Source organism: Superficieibacter sp. (assembly GCF_032071645.1).
Lineage (GTDB): Bacteria > Pseudomonadota > Gammaproteobacteria > Enterobacterales > Enterobacteriaceae > Superficieibacter.
Genome location: NZ_DAMAPU010000008.1, coordinates 112,533 through 128,113, shown reverse-complemented (window position 1 = coordinate 128,113; position 15,581 = coordinate 112,533). Strand labels below are relative to the sequence as shown.

The window sequence follows — 15,581 nt, the reverse complement described above, 5'->3', positions numbered from 1 at the left end:
GCGCTGCAAGGATATCAGAAAGTACACAGATTTTCTGAGGTAACACAGGAAGCGCGTTATATCATTGACGCTAATAATGGAAAAAGGTTCTTTTAATGGCCAATAATACCACCGGATTAACCCGGATCATCAACGCCGCCGGTTATTCCTGGAAAGGATTTCGCGCAGCATGGCGCAACGAAGCCGCTTTTCGTCAGGAAGGCGTCGCCACCGTGGTGGCTATCATCATCGCCTGCTGGCTGGATGTCGATCCGATTACCCGCGTTTTGCTTATTGGATCGGTGCTGCTGGTCATGATTGTGGAGATCCTCAACAGCGCGATTGAAGCGGTGGTGGACCGCATCGGCCCGGAGCATCATGAGCTTTCCGGGCGCGCCAAAGATATGGGATCGGCAGCGGTGCTGTTGGCGATTGGCGTCGCGCTTCTCACCTGGGTGACGCTATTGTGGTCACATTTTCGCTAAAGATGGATAAAGCCTCCTGTTTTTTGTGCGATTTACGGTTCCAAAATCGCCTTTGACTGTATATACTCACAGCATAACTGTATATACACCCAGGGGGCGGAATGAAAGCGTTAACGGCCAGGCAGCAAGAGGTGTTTGATCTCATTCGGGATCACATCAGCCAGACAGGTATGCCACCAACGCGTGCCGAAATTGCGCAACGTTTGGGGTTCCGTTCTCCAAACGCGGCTGAAGAACACCTTAAAGCACTGGCGCGTAAAGGGGTGATCGAGATTGTCACCGGCGCATCGCGCGGTATTCGCCTGCTGGTGCAGGAAGAAGAAGGTATTCCGCTTATCGGTCGCGTCGCTGCCGGTGAGCCGCTGCTGGCACAGCAGCATATTGAAAGCCACTATCAGGTTGATCCGTCGTTGTTCAAACCCAACGCTGACTTCCTGCTGCGCGTTAGCGGTATGTCGATGAAAGACATCGGCATTATGGATGGCGATTTGCTGGCGGTGCATAAAACTCAGGACGTGCGTAACGGTCAGGTTGTCGTTGCACGTATCGACGAAGAAGTGACTGTTAAGCGTTTGAAGAAGCAGGGCAACGTGGTTGAACTGCTGCCGGAAAACAGCGAGTTCTCACCGATTGTTGTCGATTTACGCAAGCAAAGCTTCTCTATTGAAGGGCTGGCCGTAGGCGTGATCCGCAATGGCGAGTGGCTGTAAAAAAGACTATTCTTTCTGCGGTGCGCTTTGTGCCGCAGTCTTCTGTTCCCGCAAAATGATTCCCCGACCGTTTTTCCTCTGAGGGTTAAAAACTCTTAATTCTCCGCAGGGTGCAGGATACTCATCTACACTTATTCATACGTTCAGCACAAAAGACAGCTTTTCTGGACGACAGAATTCGAATGATTTGTACCCCAACAATGAGGACATAATTATGAATAAAGACGAAGTCGGCGGTAACTGGAAACAGTTCAAAGGTAAAGCGAAAGAACAATGGGGTAAGCTGACCGATGATGATATGACTGTCATCGAAGGTAAGCGCGACCAGCTGGTGGGTAAAATCCAGGAGCGCTACGGCTACCAGAAAGATCAAGCCGAGAAAGAAGTCGGTGACTGGGAAACCCGTCATGATTACCGTTGGTAGTGATGACTTCAGTTAACCCCTGAAATGCCTACCCGATGGTACAAGGAAGTACCACCCCTGAAGAGGCCGTGCTGCGATCAGCGCGGCTTTTTCTTTACCTGAACGCTGTGATCGTGGTGGCATTCACCAGGATGACGGCACGCTTCTACTTCTGCACACTCTGAGCAAAGCCCATGCGCTTCAATCACGTTATGACGTAAGGCAAAGCCCATTTTTGCCGCCAGCGCGTGCATAATATCTTCCACGCCGTCCGCACCCTGTTCTTTCACCACGCCGCAACGATCGCAGATAAACATCGCCGAGGTATGGGTTGGCTGATCGAACAAGTGGCACAGCACATAGCTGTTGGTGGATTCCACCTTATGCACGAAACCCTGCTCCAGTAAAAATTCCAGCGCCCGGTAGACCGTAGGCGGTTTGGCCTGCGGCTCTTTGTCGCGCAACAGGTCGAGCAAATCGTAAGCGCTGATGGCACCCTGTTGCAGGCTCATCAAACGCAGCACTTCAAGGCGCTGCGGAGTCAGGCGCACGTTGCGTTGCACGCACAGCTTTTCAGCATGCGCTAACATCTCCTGCGAAGTGGTCTTGTCCATAGCGTCCTCGGGTAGTGGGGGGTAACATCGCATTTTATCATGTTCTGCGGAAAGTCAGAAATGATGGCGGTAGCGGATTTCTGCAATGTGTAAACCTGAATGCCTTGTAAGGGCGCATACAGTGAAAAAGCCTGGTCAGGCAGCGTTAAAATGTACTGGGTACATAAATAGCTTGAGGAGTGTACTGTGTACACGTAAAATAAGCTAAAAATTACCAGGCATCAGGGATGTGAGACGTTAACTTTTATTGAGCTACAGGGGTTCAGTAAACGGCGGCAGGCATTTTTGCCAGATGACGAGTGTCGGACCTTCCAGGAGGTACTCATTGAAAACCCTGAGGCTGGAGACACCATTGCGGGAACAGGGGGATTTCGTAAGATCCGCTGGGGCCGTCCGGGAATGGGAAAGCGCGGTGGTGTTCGGGTAATTTATTACAACGTGACGAGCAAAGGGCGCATCTATCTGGCGCTGGTGTATCCAAAAAACGAGCTGGATGATTTAACCGAAGAGTAAAAGAAAGCGCTGAAACAGCTTTCTGACATACTGATATAACAGCAGGTTTTACATTCCAGCGGTAAGCAGTAAATCCTGTGCGCTATTGATGAGGTGAGAGAGGGGAATTAGATGAAAGACGAATTGTTTGCCGATCTGCTGGCGAGTGCAGAAGAAATGGTAAGAATTGAAAAGGGTGAACAAACGCCAGCACCTGAACATGTTCATACCTTTAGCGAGATTGATGTTAAAGCTATCCGCGAAGCTACCGGGTTAAAGCAGCAGGACTTTGCGGTAGCCGTTGGCGTCAGCTATGACCTCGTAAAAAGCTGGGAAACAAAACGGCGTCAGCCCACGGGAGCACCAAGAAAGCTGCTTCTGTTACTCGAAAGTAATCCATTTATTATTAATCAGCTTAAAGCTATTTAGCGCAGTGACACGTCCTGTCGCAGTCTCATCAAACGTCATCTTTTCTGAGATGAAAAAACGCCCTTCCTGTAGGTACAAATTAAGGGGACGCGCAGGATACCCGTAACCGCACGTCCCTGTGCTATAGTACCCCCATTACCCCCTCTGTCCGGGCACTTCCGCGTACCGGGGTCTCATTTTCGCCAACGACGTTTAAAACATGCACCTGAATTCAGACCCGAAAAAAGCCAACGATTCCGCTTTCCCCGCCCACCGTTTTTCCGTCGCGCCGATGCTCGACTGGACGGATCGCCACTGCCGCTATTTTTTGCGCCAGCTTTCCCGCCAGACCTTGCTGTATACGGAAATGGTGACGACCGGGGCGATTATTCACGGTAAAGGTGATTATCTGGCCTACAGCGAGGAAGAGCATCCGGTGGCGTTACAGCTTGGCGGCAGCGATCCGGCTGCGCTGGCGCACTGCGCAAAGCTGGCGGAAGCGCGCGGTTATGATGAGATTAACCTTAACGTCGGCTGCCCGTCTGACCGCGTACAGAACGGCATGTTTGGTGCGTGTTTAATGGGTAACGCCGCGCTGGTCGCGGATTGCGTAAAAGCCATGCGTGACGTGGTATCCATTCCGGTAACGGTGAAAACCCGCATCGGCATTGATGACCAGGACAGCTACGAGTTCCTGTGCCAGTTTATCGACACCGTTTCCGGGCAGGGCGAGTGCGAGATGTTTATCATCCATGCCCGCAAAGCCTGGCTTTCCGGCCTGAGTCCGAAAGAAAACCGTGAAATACCCCCGCTGGACTACCCGCGCGTGTATCAGCTTAAGCGTGATTTTCCGCACCTGACGATGGCGATCAACGGCGGTATTAAGACGCTGGAAGAGGCTAAAACGCATCTTCAGCATCTGGATGGCGTCATGGTTGGGCGCGAGGCGTACCAGAATCCGGGCATTATGGCAGCGGTGGATCGCGAGATATTTGGCATTGAAGGCGCGGATGCCGATCCGGTCGCGGTGGTGCGGGCAATGTATCCTTACATTGAGCGGGAGCTGGCTTTGGGCACCTATTTAGGCCATATCTCTCGCCATATGCTGGGCCTGTTTCAGGGCATCCCCGGCGCGCGCCAGTGGCGGCGTTATCTGAGCGAAAATGCTCATAAACCCGGTGCCGACATTGCAGTGCTGGAGCACGCACTAAAGCTGGTAGCCGATAAGCGTTAATCTTTCGCTAAAAAATCGTCAAATTCACCATGCCTCGCCGGTTTCGGCGGGGTATTTTGCTTTCTAATCAACAGGTTAATTCTGGCACGATTCTTGGATAGTAAATGTCATTCAGGCATTTTGGGGAGAGAGTCATGCTGGAACTATTATTTGTGATCGGATTTTTTGTCATGCTGTTGATGACCGGCGTGTCGCTGCTGGGCATTATCGTTGCGCTGGTCGTCGCTACCGCGCTGATGTTCGTTGGCGGGCTGTTTGCGATAGTTATCAAACTGCTGCCCTGGCTGGTGCTGGCCGTTGCGGTGGTATGGGTGATCCGGGCGATAAAAGCGCCAGAAGTCCCGCAATATCAGCGCAATAAGCGTCATCGTTTCTAAGGAGTGTGCAGGGGATCACAACCCCGACACTTTTGCTTAGAATCGAATAGGCTTTGCTTAGCAAATCTGTCACTATTGCCCGGTTAACGCATTCATCGAGCTGTACCCTACATACGGCCGAACTAAAAAAAAGTAAGGGCTTCCCTCGTGGAAGCCCTGAGCTTTTTCAGGGGATCAGCAGGCTTGAACCCTGCGTTGCCCGGCTTTCCAGCGCCTCATGTGCCTTCTGCGCATCCTTCAGGGCAAATTTCTGTGCGTCTGCCACATCCACCTTAATCACTCCGCTGGCGATCAGCGAAAACAGCTCATTGCTGGCTTCCGTTAACTCTTCGCGATTTGTGATGTAACCCTGAAGCGAGGGGCGGGTGGCAAAGAGGGACCCTTTCTGATTAAGGATCCCCAGATTGACGCCAGTCACCGGGCCGGAGGCATTGCCAAAGCTGACGATCAGCCCGTGACGTTGCAGACAATCCAGCGACGATTCCCAGGTATCTTTACCCACCGAATCGTACACCACGCGCACTTTTTTACCGCCGGTGATTTCCTTCACTCGCTCGACCAGATTTTCTTCGCGGTAGTTAATCACCTGCCATGCGCCCGCCTGTTTCGCGCGCTGCGCTTTTTCCGCCGAGCCGACGGTGCCAATCAGTTTTGCTCCCAGCGCTTTTGCCCACTGGCAGGCGATCAGCCCCACGCCCCCGGCTGCCGCGTGGAATAAAAACACTTCATCCGGTTTGATCTCATAGGTTTTGCGCAGCAGATAAAAGACCGTCAGCCCTTTCAAAAATGAGGCCGCAGCCTGCTCAAAAGAGATCGCATTCGGCAGAATGGCGACTTTATCGGCGGGAACGTTATGTACTGAACTGTAGGCACCCAGCGCGGAGGTGGCATAGACCACGCGGTCACCCGGTTTGATGTGCTCCACGCCGCTGCCGACTTTGCTCACCACGCCCGCCGCTTCAGTGCCTAAACCGCTGGGGAACGACGGCGGCGGATACAGCCCGCTACGCACGTAGGTATCGATGTAATTGATCCCTATAGCCTTGTTTTCAACCTGGACCTCATTTTCTGCCGGATCGGTCGGCGTAAACTCCACCGCCTGAAGCACTTCCGGCCCGCCGGGCTTGTGAAATTCGATGCGTGTAGCCATGCTTCCTCCTGAACAATGTGATAATCTTTCGACCCATTCATCATCTCGGTAACTCCATTCACTATGGCAGGAAATAAACCCTTCAACAAACAGACTGAACCTCGCGACCCACAGGTTGCCGGGTTAAAAATGCCCCCGCACTCGATTGAAGCGGAACAGTCGGTGTTGGGCGGTTTAATGCTGGACAACGAACGCTGGGATGACGTCGCCGAACGCGTTGTGGCGGACGATTTCTACACCCGTCCGCACCGGCATATCTTTACCGAAATGGGCCGTTTGCAGGAGATGGGCAAACCCATCGACCTGATTACCCTCGCCGAGTCGCTGGAACTTCAGGGCCAGCTCGACAGCGTCGGTGGCTTCGCCTATCTGGCAGAGTTATCCAAAAATACGCCAAGTGCGGCGAACATTAGCGCTTACGCCGACATCGTGCGAGAACGCGCAGTCGTGCGCGACATGATCTCCGTCGCCAATGAGATCGCCGACGCGGGCTTCGATCCGCAGGGACGCAGCAGTGATGAACTGCTGGATCTCGCCGAATCCCGCGTCTTCCAGATCGCCGAAAACCGTGCCAATAAAGACGAAGGGCCGAAGAGTATCGATCAGATCCTCGACGCCACCGTCGCGCGTATAGAAACGCTGTTCCAGCAGCCGCATGACGGCGTTACCGGGGTTGATACCGGCTATCAGGACCTGAATAAAAAAACCGCCGGTTTACAGCGCTCCGACCTGATCATCGTCGCTGCCCGTCCGTCGATGGGGAAAACCACTTTTGCGATGAACCTCTGTGAAAACGCGGCGATGTTGCAGGAAAAACCGGTGCTTATCTTCAGTCTTGAGATGCCCGGCGAGCAAATCATGATGCGTATGCTGGCGTCGCTGTCGCGCGTGGATCAGACTCGCATCCGTACCGGTCAGCTTGACGACGAAGACTGGGCGCGGATCTCCGGCACTATGGGAATTCTGCTGGAGAAGCGCAATATGTATATCGACGACTCCTCCGGCCTGACGCCCACCGAAGTCCGCTCCCGCGCGCGGCGTATTTTCCGCGAGCACGACGGCTTAAGCCTGATTATGATCGACTATCTCCAGTTGATGCGCGTGCCGTCGCTTTCCGACAACCGTACTCTGGAAATTGCCGAAATCTCCCGCTCGCTGAAGGCGCTGGCGAAAGAGCTTCAGGTGCCGGTGGTGGCGCTGTCGCAGCTTAACCGCTCGCTGGAGCAGCGCGCCGATAAACGCCCGGTTAACTCCGACCTGCGTGAGTCCGGCTCCATCGAGCAGGACGCCGACTTAATCATGTTTATTTATCGTGATGAGGTGTATCACGAAAACAGCGATCTCAAAGGCATCGCGGAAATCATCATCGGTAAACAGCGTAACGGCCCCATCGGCACGGTACGTCTCACCTTTAACGGACAGTGGTCGCGCTTTGATAACTATGCCGGGCCGCAGTACGATGACGAATAATTCAGGTAGTTAAAGCACACACTTATCAAGGAACACACATGCAAGCGGCAACTGTTGTTATTAACCGCCGCGCTCTGCGACACAACCTGCAACGCCTGCGCGAACTGGCTCCTGCCAGCAAACTGGTTGCGGTGGTGAAAGCGAACGCCTACGGACACGGTCTTCTTGAAACCGCGCGAACGCTCCCCGACGCTGACGCTTTCGGTGTCGCCCGTCTTGAAGAGGCGATGCGGCTACGGGCGGGCGGCATTAGCCAGCCTATTCTGTTGCTCGAAGGCTTTTTCAACGCCGCCGATCTGCCCACTATTTCGGCGCAGCATCTGCATACCGCCGTGCATAATCCTGAACAGCTCGAAGCGCTGGAAAACGCACAGCTGAGCGAACCGGTTACCGTATGGATGAAGCTCGACACCGGGATGCACCGTCTCGGCGTGCGCCCGGAAGAAGCTGATGCGTTTTATCAACGCCTGAGCCGCTGCAAAAACGTGCGCCAGCCGGTAAACATCGTCAGCCATTTTGCCCGCGCGGACGAGCCGGAATGCGGGGCCACCGAACGGCAGCTCGATATCTTCAACAGTTTTTGCGAAGGCAAACCGGGCCAGCGCTCAATTGCTGCTTCCGGCGGCATCCTGCTATGGCCGCAGTCGCATTTTGACTGGGCGCGTCCGGGAATTATTCTCTACGGCGTTTCGCCACTGGATCAAAAACCCTGGGGGCCGGATTTTGGCTTTCAGCCGGTAATGTCGCTGACCTCCAGCCTGATCGCCGTGCGCGAGCATAAAGCGGGCGAGCCGGTCGGCTACGGCGGCACCTGGGTCAGCGAGCGTGATACCCGGCTGGGCGTGGTGGCGATGGGCTACGGCGACGGCTATCCGCGCGCCGCGCCGTCGGGTACGCCGGTATTAGTGAACGGGCGCGAAGTGCCGATTGTCGGGCGCGTGGCGATGGATATGATCTGCGTTGACCTGGGGCCGGAAGCCTCTGACCGCGCAGGCGATACCGTGATCATGTGGGGCGAAGGATTGCCGGTCGAGCGTATCGCAGAGATAACAAAAGTAAGTGCTTACGAACTTATTACGCGCCTGACGTCGCGGGTGGCAATGCATTACATCGACTAATCAGCCATTTTCAGGGAGGAAACTCTGTCCGTACCAGAAATGGCGGTATGCCTGAGCTACGCCATCTCCGTCTGGCTGACCGCGCGCCGCAAGCGCGTCGCGCAAATGATGGCGCACCTTACGGCGGTGAATTCACCGCCGTAATCTTCCCTCGATCTCTGTTCGCTTCCAGTTTATTGTGTAGATCCCTCTGACCGTAAACCTGGAGACCCACCGCGTGTTTCAGAAAGTTGACGCCTATGCTGGCGACCCCATCCTCTCCTTAATGGAGCGCTTTAAAGAAGACCCGCGCAGCGACAAGATCAATCTGAGTATTGGTCTTTATTACAACGAGGACGGGATTATTCCGCAGCTCCAGGCGGTGGCCGATGCCGAGGCGCGGCTTAACGCCCAGCCGCACGGCGCGTCAATTTATCTGCCGATGGAAGGTCTGAGCACGTATCGTCATACCATTGCTCCGCTATTGTTCGGCGCGGATCACCCGGTACTTCAGCAAAATCGCCTTGCCACTATTCAAACCCTTGGCGGCTCAGGCGCACTGAAAGTAGGCGCGGACTTCCTCCGGCGTTATTTCCCGGATTCGGCCGTCTGGGTGAGCGACCCGACCTGGGATAACCACGTCGCCATTTTTGAAGGAGCCGGATTCGAAGTAAGCACTTACCCGTGGTTTGACGATATCACCAAAGGCGTGCGCGTTGAGGCATTGCTGGAAACGTTGCATACGCTGCCCGTGCAGAGCATCGTGCTGCTGCATCCATGCTGCCATAATCCCACCGGCTCCGATCTCACTCCTGCCCAGTGGGATGCAGTAATTGAAGTGCTGAAAGCGCGCGATCTCATTCCGTTTCTGGATATCGCCTATCAGGGCTTTGGCGCAGGCATGGAAGAAGACGCGTATGCTATTCGTGCCATCGCCAGCGCGGGTCTGCCCGCGCTGGTCAGCAACTCCTTCTCCAAGATTTTCTCTCTCTACGGCGAGCGCGTCGGCGGCCTGTCCGTGGTGTGCGAAGATGCAGAATCAGCGGCACGGGTGCTGGGACAGCTAAAAGCCACGGTGCGCCGTAACTACTCCAGCCCGCCTAATTTCGGTGCGCAGGTCGTCGCCACGGTTCTGGGCGATCCGGCGTTAAAAGCGGTATGGCTGGCGGAAGTCGAAGCGATGCGGGTACGCATTCTGGAAATGCGCCAGACGCTGGTGACGGTGCTGAAAGAGGCCATTCCGGGGCGAAACTTTGATTACTTCCTGCAACAGCAGGGCATGTTCAGCTATACCGGGCTTAGCCCGCGGCAGGTCGATCGCCTGCGCGATGAGTTTGGCGTGTATTTAATCGCCAGCGGTCGCATGTGCGTGGCCGGGCTGAATACCCGCAACGTACAGCGTGTAGCGCAGGCTTTTGCCACTGTAATGTAAGTGCTCACTTACTTTTCCCTCGCCCGGTGGCATCAGGCCGCCGGGCGTAGTCATCCTGATCCTGTCTGATAAAACCGCATAAAAACCTTTTCTTCCTTTGCCGTCAGGGTTAAGGTCGAAACGGTATTGACCTTTTACTCACCATAAAACGATAACGAACTGATAATTTAGGGAATAATATGCGTAAGATCGCAGTGGCATTCGGTGCCGCCTGCCTGGTGTTCGCACTAAATGGCTCCGTCGTTGCTCGTGCCTCCACACCTTCTCCGCTCTATACCGGCACTAACGTCGCAAAACTGGCTGAACAGGCTCCCATTCACTGGGTTTCCGTGGCACTCATTGAAAACAGCCTGACGGGTCGCCCGCCGATGGCCGTCGGTTTTGATATCGACGATACCGTACTTTTTTCCAGCCCGGGTTTCTGGCGCGGCAAAGACGTGTTCTCTCCAGGCAGCGAAGAGTATCTGCACAATCCGGCGTTCTGGGAAAAGATGAATAACGGCTGGGATGAATTCAGCATTCCGAAAGAGGTGGCACGCGCGCTGATCGCCATGCACGTAAAACGCGGCGACCGTATTTATTTCATCACCGGGCGCAGCCAGACGCGGACGGAAACGGTATCAAAAACGCTTCAGGACGATTTTTCTATTCCGGCGGCGAACATGAATCCGGTGATTTTTGCCGGGGATAAAGCCGGGCAAAATACCAAAACGCAGTGGTTGCAGGATAAGCAAATCAAACTGTTCTACGGTGATTCTGACAACGATATTACCGCCGCGCAGGAAACGGGCGCGCGGGCCATCCGTGTACTGCGCGCCTCTAATTCCACCTATAAACCGCTGCCGCAGGCGGGGGCGTTCGGTGAAGAAGTGATTGCCAACTCCGAATATTGATCCCTGCCGGGGAATTGCTGATTTTTTATCCAAAAAGACGTTAAAAGGTTTACCTTTTGGCGTCTTGCTGCACACTTAGAGAGATTCCTCTCTCACGACGGAGCAGTTTATGTGGCATCAGCAAACCCTGACGTTAAGGGCGCAACCGCGCGGATTTCATCTGATAACGGATGAAGTGCTGGGGCAAATCCGCGAGCTTTCACGCGTCAACATCGGTTTGCTGCACCTTTTGCTTCAGCACACCTCCGCCTCCCTGACCCTTAACGAGAACTGCGATCCGAGCGTGCGCCGCGATATGGAGCGTCATTTTCTCAGCACCATCCCTGATGACGCACGCTGGGAACACGATGATGAAGGCCCGGATGATATGCCGTCGCATGTCAAATCCTCCACGCTCGGTGTTTCCCTGCTGTTGCCGGTACAAAACGGGCGCGTGCAGTTAGGCACCTGGCAAGGGATCTGGCTGGGCGAGCATCGCATCCACGGCGGTTCACGTAAAATTATTGCGACCCTGCAAGGAGAATAACCATGACCGATTCGGAACTTTTACAATACTGTATGGCCAAGCCTGGCGCGGAGCAGAGCGTGCATAGCGACTGGAAAGCCACGCAGATTAAAGTCGCAGATGTTCTCTTTGCGATGGTCAAAATTGTGGAAGACCGTCCGGCGGTCTCCCTGAAAACCAGCCCCGAACTGGCGGATCTGCTGCGGGAAAAACATAAAGACGTGCGGCCCAGCAACCACCTTAACAAGGCTCACTGGAGCACGGTTTATCTCGACGGCACGCTGCCGGATTCGCAGATTTACTACCTGGTTGATGCCTCGTATCAGCAGGTATTAGGCACACTGCCGGAAGACAAACGCAGGCAGTTGCCGCTCTGAATCAAAGTATGCCGAGCAGCGAAATCAGCGCGAGGTCAATCATGCGGATGACGATCGACTGAATGCGGTTGCGCAGGGCAATCTGCGCGTTATTGGCCCGTATGCGCGCAATATCGCGCTGGCCTTCCAGCAGGATCACGATATCTTCCTGCGCCAGCCAGCCGCGTGCTTTTTCGCGCAGCGCCTCGGCAACCAGCGATCCGGTGCTGCGAATGCCGTCGTCTTCATCCCGCAACGCGAGACTCATCAGCGTCATAAATTCAGCGGCGACCGGCGTTTTCATCTGTTGCTGAGTGTCGGATTTCGCCAGCAGGGTATTCAAATCCTCCAGAAGTGCCATCGTCTACCTCTCTGCATGACAGTTTGAATAAGCGCGCAGGCATTCACCGGCGATCGCCAGCTGATAAGCCTGCTGCGCCTGCTTTTGATACAGTCGTAACTGAACGGGAGAAAAGGCGCGGTTTTGCTCCATCAGCCGGGCATGAATACGAAAATAGCCGGCTTCCAGGAGCGTCAGATTCTCTACCCGCAGCGAGTCGTTAACGTGGTTTGCCAGCTCAATAGCCTCGCTGAAACGCTGGCGGAGCTCGCGGTCGTCCCTGGCAATATCAATTTCGTTCAGCGGCGTGGTGGCGGCATCGGCGAGAAAATGCATATACGCCTTTTCCAGCGCGATAAACTGTTCATGCGCCTGGGCGTTGTAATTGTCGGTCAGGGTGCAGGCGGAAAGCACAATAATCCCTAACAGCATAAGGCAACGTTTTATCATCCTGATGTTTTCCTGGGAGAAGCAGTTGCCGCTATCTGATAACAGCTTCAGGGATGAGACAAATCACAAATGCTCACGCAGGAAAGATGAGGGAAAATGAGGAAGGAAAAGCCGCCTCCGGCTGAACCGGAAGGCGGCAGAGCGCTGTTTACAGCATAGGTTTGAGGAAGCGGGCAGTGTGCGATGCTTCGCACTCCGCCACCGTTTCCGGGGTGCCGGAGACGAGGATTTCCCCGCCGCCGCTGCCACCTTCAGGACCGAGATCGACAATCCAGTCGGCCGTTTTGATGACGTCCAGATTGTGCTCAATCACCACGATGGTATTCCCCTGATCGCGCAACTGGTGCAGCACTTCCAGCAACTGCTGAATATCCGCGAAGTGCAGGCCGGTGGTCGGCTCATCAAGAATATAAAGCGTTTGACCGGTGCCGCGTTTCGACAGTTCGCGCGCCAGCTTCACGCGCTGCGCCTCACCGCCGGAAAGCGTGGTTGCCGACTGACCAAGGCGGATATACGACAGACCCACGTCGATCAGCGTTTGCAGCTTACGCGCCAGCGCGGGCACGGCGTCAAAGAACTCGCGAGCTTCTTCGATGGTCATATCCAGCACTTCGTGAATGCTCTTGCCTTTGTACTTCACTTCCAGCGTTTCACGGTTATAGCGCTTGCCCTTGCACTGATCGCACGGCACGTAGATATCCGGCAGGAAGTGCATTTCTACCTTGATAACGCCGTCGCCCTGACAGGCTTCGCAACGCCCGCCACGCACGTTAAAGCTGAAGCGGCCCGGCGTGTAGCCACGCGAACGCGATTCCGGCACGCCAGCGAACAGTTCACGCACCGGCGTAAATACGCCGGTATAGGTCGCCGGGTTAGAGCGCGGGGTGCGTCCGATGGGGCTTTGGTCGATGTCGATGACCTTATCGAAATGCTCCAGCCCCTGCACGTCGCGATACGGCGCGGGTTCGGCAATGGTTGCGCCGTTTAGCTGACGCTGGGCAATCGGAAACAGCGTATCGTTGATCAGCGTCGACTTACCAGAGCCAGAGACGCCGGTAACGCAGGTAAACAGCCCGACCGGCAGCGTCAGCGTGACGTCCTTCAGGTTATTACCGCGTGCGCCGGTGAGCTTCAGCACTTTTTCAGGATCGGCTTTGACCCGCGTTTTCGGCACTTCAATTTTGCGTTTGCCGCTCATGAACTGACCGGTTAATGATTCCGGCACCGCCATGATCGCTGACAGCGGACCTTCCGCGACCACCTGGCCGCCGTGAACGCCAGCGCCGGGACCAATATCAATCACATGGTCCGCCGCGCGGATGGCGTCTTCATCATGCTCAACCACAATCACGGTATTACCCAGATCGCGCAGGTGAACCAGCGTGCCGAGCAGACGCTCGTTATCGCGCTGATGCAGACCGATAGATGGCTCATCCAGCACGTACATCACGCCGACCAGACCTGCGCCAATCTGGCTTGCCAGGCGAATACGCTGGGCTTCACCGCCGGAGAGCGTTTCCGCCGAGCGGGAAAGCGTCAGGTAATTCAGGCCGACGTTGACGAGAAATTTCAGACGATCGCCAATCTCTTTGAGCACTTTTTCGGCAATTTTAGCCCGCTGACCGGACAGCTTCAGGTTAGTGAAGAAGTCCATCGCGTGTCCGATGCTCATATCGGAGATGGTCGGCAGGGCGGTATTTTCCACAAATACGTGGCGCGCTTCGCGGCGCAGACGGGTGCCTTCGCAGGTGGCGCAAGGGCGGTTGCTGATGTACTTCGCCAGCTCTTCACGCACCGCGCTGGATTCGGTCTCTTTATAGCGGCGCTCCATATTGTGCAGCACGCCCTCAAAGGGGTGGCGGCGCACGGAGGTATCGCCCCGGTCGTTCACGTATTTGAATTCAATTGATTCTTTACCGGAGCCGAAGAGCACCACTTTCTGTACGTTGGCGTTCAGGCTACCCCATGGGGCGTCAACATCGAATTTGTAGTGATCCGCCAGCGAGCGCAGCATCTGGAAATAATAAAAGTTACGCCGATCCCAGCCGCGAATGGCGCCACCGGCCAGAGACAGTTCCGGGTTTTGCAGGACGCGATCCGGGTCGAAATATTGCTGTACGCCGAGGCCGTCGCAGGTTGGACAGGCACCCGCCGGGTTGTTGAATGAGAACAGGCGCGGTTCAAGCTCGCGCATACTGTAGCCGCAAATCGGGCAGGCGAAGTTTGCGGAGAAAAGCAGCTCTTCGGCTTTTGGATCGTCCATATCCGCGACAATCGCCGTCCCGCCGGAGAGATCCAGCGCGGTTTCAAACGATTCTGCCAGACGCTGCGCCAGATCTTCACGCACTTTGAAACGGTCAATCACCACTTCAATGGTATGTTTCTTTTGCAGTTCCAGCGACGGCGGATCGGAGAGATCGCAGACTTCGCCGTCGATCCTCGCGCGGATATAGCCCTGGCTCGCCAGGTTTTCCAGCGTTTTGGTGTGCTCGCCTTTACGCTCTTTGATGATCGGAGCCAGCAGCATCAGCCGCTTGCTTTCCGGCTGCGAAAGCACGTTGTCTACCATCTGGCTGACGGTCTGCGCCGCCAGCGGCACGTCGTGATCCGGGCAGCGCGGCTCGCCCACGCGAGCAAACAGCAGACGCAGGTAATCGTGGATTTCCGTGATCGTACCGACGGTAGAACGCGGGTTGTGCGACGTTGATTTCTGCTCGATAGAAATCGCAGGCGACAGCCCTTCAATATGGTCAACGTCCGGCTTTTCCATCAGCGACAGGAACTGCCGCGCATAGGCGGAGAGGGATTCGACGTAACGACGTTGCCCTTCAGCATATAACGTGTCAAAAGCCAGAGAAGATTTGCCAGAACCCGAAAGCCCGGTGACGACAATCAGTTTGTCGCGAGGGATAACGAGGTTGATGTTTTTGAGATTGTGGGTACGTGCGCCCCGAACTTCTATCTTATCCATTCACCTTTCCCGGTAGCCTGATTTGTTTGAAGGACAAACGGCGTTTTTGCAACTGAAACGGCTAATTATGACACAAATTAACCTGAATGAATATACAGTATAGGAATGCAACTTCCGCGTGGATGTGCAAAAATGTCGCCAGCAAGTTGTTTCCCGGAATCAACTTCACAAGGTATCAAAACGCGGTCTGGTAATGTTACAATCGCGCGTTTACA

The 15,581-nt window shown here is 55.0% G+C and carries 18 protein-coding genes; 13 read left to right on the top strand and 5 right to left on the bottom strand.

The genetic code is table 11. The features are described from left to right. Positions 1-95: 95 nt before the first annotated feature. From RT197_RS15645 to RT197_RS15635, 3 genes are all read left to right on the top strand, one after another. Positions 96-464, top strand: coding sequence for a diacylglycerol kinase (locus tag RT197_RS15645; RefSeq protein ID WP_312952075.1), 369 nt, complete (start codon positions 96-98; stop codon positions 462-464). Positions 465-565: 101 nt separating this feature from the next. Next, the gene (gene lexA, locus RT197_RS15640; RefSeq protein ID WP_312952074.1) at positions 566-1,174 is read left to right on the top strand and encodes a transcriptional repressor LexA; all 609 of its coding nucleotides are present in this window, start codon (positions 566-568) and stop codon (positions 1,172-1,174) included. 214 nt (positions 1,175-1,388) lie between these two features. Next, complete coding sequence (locus tag RT197_RS15635) at positions 1,389-1,598, top strand: CsbD family protein (RefSeq protein ID WP_072570189.1); 210 nt, start codon at positions 1,389-1,391, stop codon at positions 1,596-1,598. A gap of 77 nt (positions 1,599-1,675) precedes the next feature. On the opposite strand, the gene zur is transcribed toward RT197_RS15635, so the two are convergent. After that, positions 1,676-2,191 (bottom strand): zinc uptake transcriptional repressor Zur, encoded by a 516-nt coding sequence (gene zur, locus RT197_RS15630; RefSeq protein WP_312952073.1) that lies wholly within the window; start codon positions 2,189-2,191, stop codon positions 1,676-1,678. A gap of 210 nt (positions 2,192-2,401) precedes the next feature. Here zur and RT197_RS15625 point away from each other — a divergent pair, with 210 nt between their 5' ends. From RT197_RS15625 to pspG, 4 genes are all read left to right on the top strand, one after another. Further along, on the top strand, positions 2,402-2,704 hold the full coding sequence (locus tag RT197_RS15625) for a type II toxin-antitoxin system RelE/ParE family toxin (RefSeq protein WP_312952112.1): 303 nt from the start codon (positions 2,402-2,404) through the stop codon (positions 2,702-2,704). Positions 2,705-2,815: 111 nt separating this feature from the next. After that, positions 2,816-3,112: a NadS family protein gene (gene nadS, locus RT197_RS15620; RefSeq protein ID WP_312952072.1), complete on the top strand. Its 297-nt coding sequence runs from the start codon at positions 2,816-2,818 to the stop codon at positions 3,110-3,112. 199 nt (positions 3,113-3,311) lie between these two features. Then, complete coding sequence (gene dusA, locus RT197_RS15615) at positions 3,312-4,325, top strand: tRNA dihydrouridine(20/20a) synthase DusA (RefSeq protein ID WP_312952071.1); 1,014 nt, start codon at positions 3,312-3,314, stop codon at positions 4,323-4,325. Positions 4,326-4,459: 134 nt separating this feature from the next. After that, positions 4,460-4,702, top strand: a complete 243-nt coding sequence (gene pspG / locus RT197_RS15610) for an envelope stress response protein PspG (protein ID WP_312952070.1) — start codon at positions 4,460-4,462, stop codon at positions 4,700-4,702. A gap of 166 nt (positions 4,703-4,868) precedes the next feature. Here pspG and RT197_RS15605 read toward each other — a convergent pair whose 3' ends face one another. Beyond that, positions 4,869-5,852, bottom strand: coding sequence for a quinone oxidoreductase (locus tag RT197_RS15605; protein WP_312952069.1), 984 nt, complete (start codon positions 5,850-5,852; stop codon positions 4,869-4,871). 63 nt (positions 5,853-5,915) lie between these two features. Between RT197_RS15605 and dnaB the strand changes: the two genes are divergently transcribed. From dnaB to RT197_RS15575, 6 genes are all read left to right on the top strand, one after another. After that, positions 5,916-7,322: a replicative DNA helicase gene (gene dnaB / locus RT197_RS15600; protein WP_312952068.1), complete on the top strand. Its 1,407-nt coding sequence runs from the start codon at positions 5,916-5,918 to the stop codon at positions 7,320-7,322. A gap of 38 nt (positions 7,323-7,360) precedes the next feature. Continuing rightward, positions 7,361-8,440, top strand: coding sequence for an alanine racemase (gene alr, locus RT197_RS15595; protein WP_312952067.1), 1,080 nt, complete (start codon positions 7,361-7,363; stop codon positions 8,438-8,440). A 217-nt stretch (positions 8,441-8,657) separates the two neighbouring features. Next, the gene (tyrB, locus tag RT197_RS15590; RefSeq protein ID WP_312952066.1) at positions 8,658-9,851 is read left to right on the top strand and encodes an aromatic amino acid transaminase; all 1,194 of its coding nucleotides are present in this window, start codon (positions 8,658-8,660) and stop codon (positions 9,849-9,851) included. A gap of 179 nt (positions 9,852-10,030) precedes the next feature. After that, positions 10,031-10,744 (top strand): acid phosphatase AphA, encoded by a 714-nt coding sequence (gene aphA, locus RT197_RS15585; RefSeq protein WP_312952065.1) that lies wholly within the window; start codon positions 10,031-10,033, stop codon positions 10,742-10,744. A gap of 109 nt (positions 10,745-10,853) precedes the next feature. After that, the gene (locus RT197_RS15580) at positions 10,854-11,270 is read left to right on the top strand and encodes a secondary thiamine-phosphate synthase enzyme YjbQ (RefSeq protein WP_312952064.1); all 417 of its coding nucleotides are present in this window, start codon (positions 10,854-10,856) and stop codon (positions 11,268-11,270) included. A 2-nt stretch (positions 11,271-11,272) separates the two neighbouring features. Continuing rightward, positions 11,273-11,626 carry an MmcQ/YjbR family DNA-binding protein gene (locus RT197_RS15575; RefSeq protein WP_312952063.1) on the top strand — a complete coding sequence of 118 codons (354 nt, stop codon included), beginning with the start codon at positions 11,273-11,275 and terminating at the stop codon, positions 11,624-11,626. A 1-nt stretch (position 11,627) separates the two neighbouring features. Here the strand turns inward: RT197_RS15575 and RT197_RS15570 are convergent, their stop codons facing one another. The 3 genes from RT197_RS15570 to uvrA all read right to left on the bottom strand — a co-directional run bounded on the left by RT197_RS15570 (position 11,628) and on the right by uvrA (position 15,366). Next, the gene (locus tag RT197_RS15570; RefSeq protein ID WP_312952062.1) at positions 11,628-11,966 is read right to left on the bottom strand and encodes a hypothetical protein; all 339 of its coding nucleotides are present in this window, start codon (positions 11,964-11,966) and stop codon (positions 11,628-11,630) included. Between the two features lie 3 nt (positions 11,967-11,969). Continuing rightward, positions 11,970-12,395, bottom strand: a complete 426-nt coding sequence (locus tag RT197_RS15565; protein ID WP_312952061.1) for a hypothetical protein — start codon at positions 12,393-12,395, stop codon at positions 11,970-11,972. A 148-nt stretch (positions 12,396-12,543) separates the two neighbouring features. Further along, positions 12,544-15,366 (bottom strand): excinuclease ABC subunit UvrA, encoded by a 2,823-nt coding sequence (gene uvrA, locus RT197_RS15560; protein ID WP_312952060.1) that lies wholly within the window; start codon positions 15,364-15,366, stop codon positions 12,544-12,546. Positions 15,367-15,581 lie beyond the last annotated feature (215 nt).

Excerpts from the sequence above, each read along its gene's own strand:
- RT197_RS15645 (WP_312952075.1), top strand. The coding sequence starts at position 96 with ATGGCCAATAATACCACCGGATTAACCCGGATCATCAACGCCGCCGGT.
- lexA (WP_312952074.1), top strand. The coding sequence starts at position 566 with ATGAAAGCGTTAACGGCCAGGCAGCAAGAGGTGTTTGATCTCATTCGG.
- RT197_RS15635 (WP_072570189.1), top strand. The coding sequence starts at position 1,389 with ATGAATAAAGACGAAGTCGGCGGTAACTGGAAACAGTTCAAAGGTAAA.
- zur (WP_312952073.1), bottom strand. The coding sequence starts at position 2,191 with ATGGACAAGACCACTTCGCAGGAGATGTTAGCGCATGCTGAAAAGCTG.
- nadS (WP_312952072.1), top strand. The coding sequence starts at position 2,816 with ATGAAAGACGAATTGTTTGCCGATCTGCTGGCGAGTGCAGAAGAAATG.
- dusA (WP_312952071.1), top strand. The coding sequence starts at position 3,312 with ATGCACCTGAATTCAGACCCGAAAAAAGCCAACGATTCCGCTTTCCCC.
- pspG (WP_312952070.1), top strand. The coding sequence starts at position 4,460 with ATGCTGGAACTATTATTTGTGATCGGATTTTTTGTCATGCTGTTGATG.
- RT197_RS15605 (WP_312952069.1), bottom strand. The coding sequence starts at position 5,852 with ATGGCTACACGCATCGAATTTCACAAGCCCGGCGGGCCGGAAGTGCTT.
- dnaB (WP_312952068.1), top strand. The coding sequence starts at position 5,916 with ATGGCAGGAAATAAACCCTTCAACAAACAGACTGAACCTCGCGACCCA.
- alr (WP_312952067.1), top strand. The coding sequence starts at position 7,361 with ATGCAAGCGGCAACTGTTGTTATTAACCGCCGCGCTCTGCGACACAAC.
- aphA (WP_312952065.1), top strand. The coding sequence starts at position 10,031 with ATGCGTAAGATCGCAGTGGCATTCGGTGCCGCCTGCCTGGTGTTCGCA.
- RT197_RS15580 (WP_312952064.1), top strand. The coding sequence starts at position 10,854 with ATGTGGCATCAGCAAACCCTGACGTTAAGGGCGCAACCGCGCGGATTT.
- RT197_RS15575 (WP_312952063.1), top strand. The coding sequence starts at position 11,273 with ATGACCGATTCGGAACTTTTACAATACTGTATGGCCAAGCCTGGCGCG.
- RT197_RS15570 (WP_312952062.1), bottom strand. The coding sequence starts at position 11,966 with ATGGCACTTCTGGAGGATTTGAATACCCTGCTGGCGAAATCCGACACT.
- RT197_RS15565 (WP_312952061.1), bottom strand. The coding sequence starts at position 12,395 with ATGATAAAACGTTGCCTTATGCTGTTAGGGATTATTGTGCTTTCCGCC.
- uvrA (WP_312952060.1), bottom strand. The coding sequence starts at position 15,366 with ATGGATAAGATAGAAGTTCGGGGCGCACGTACCCACAATCTCAAAAAC.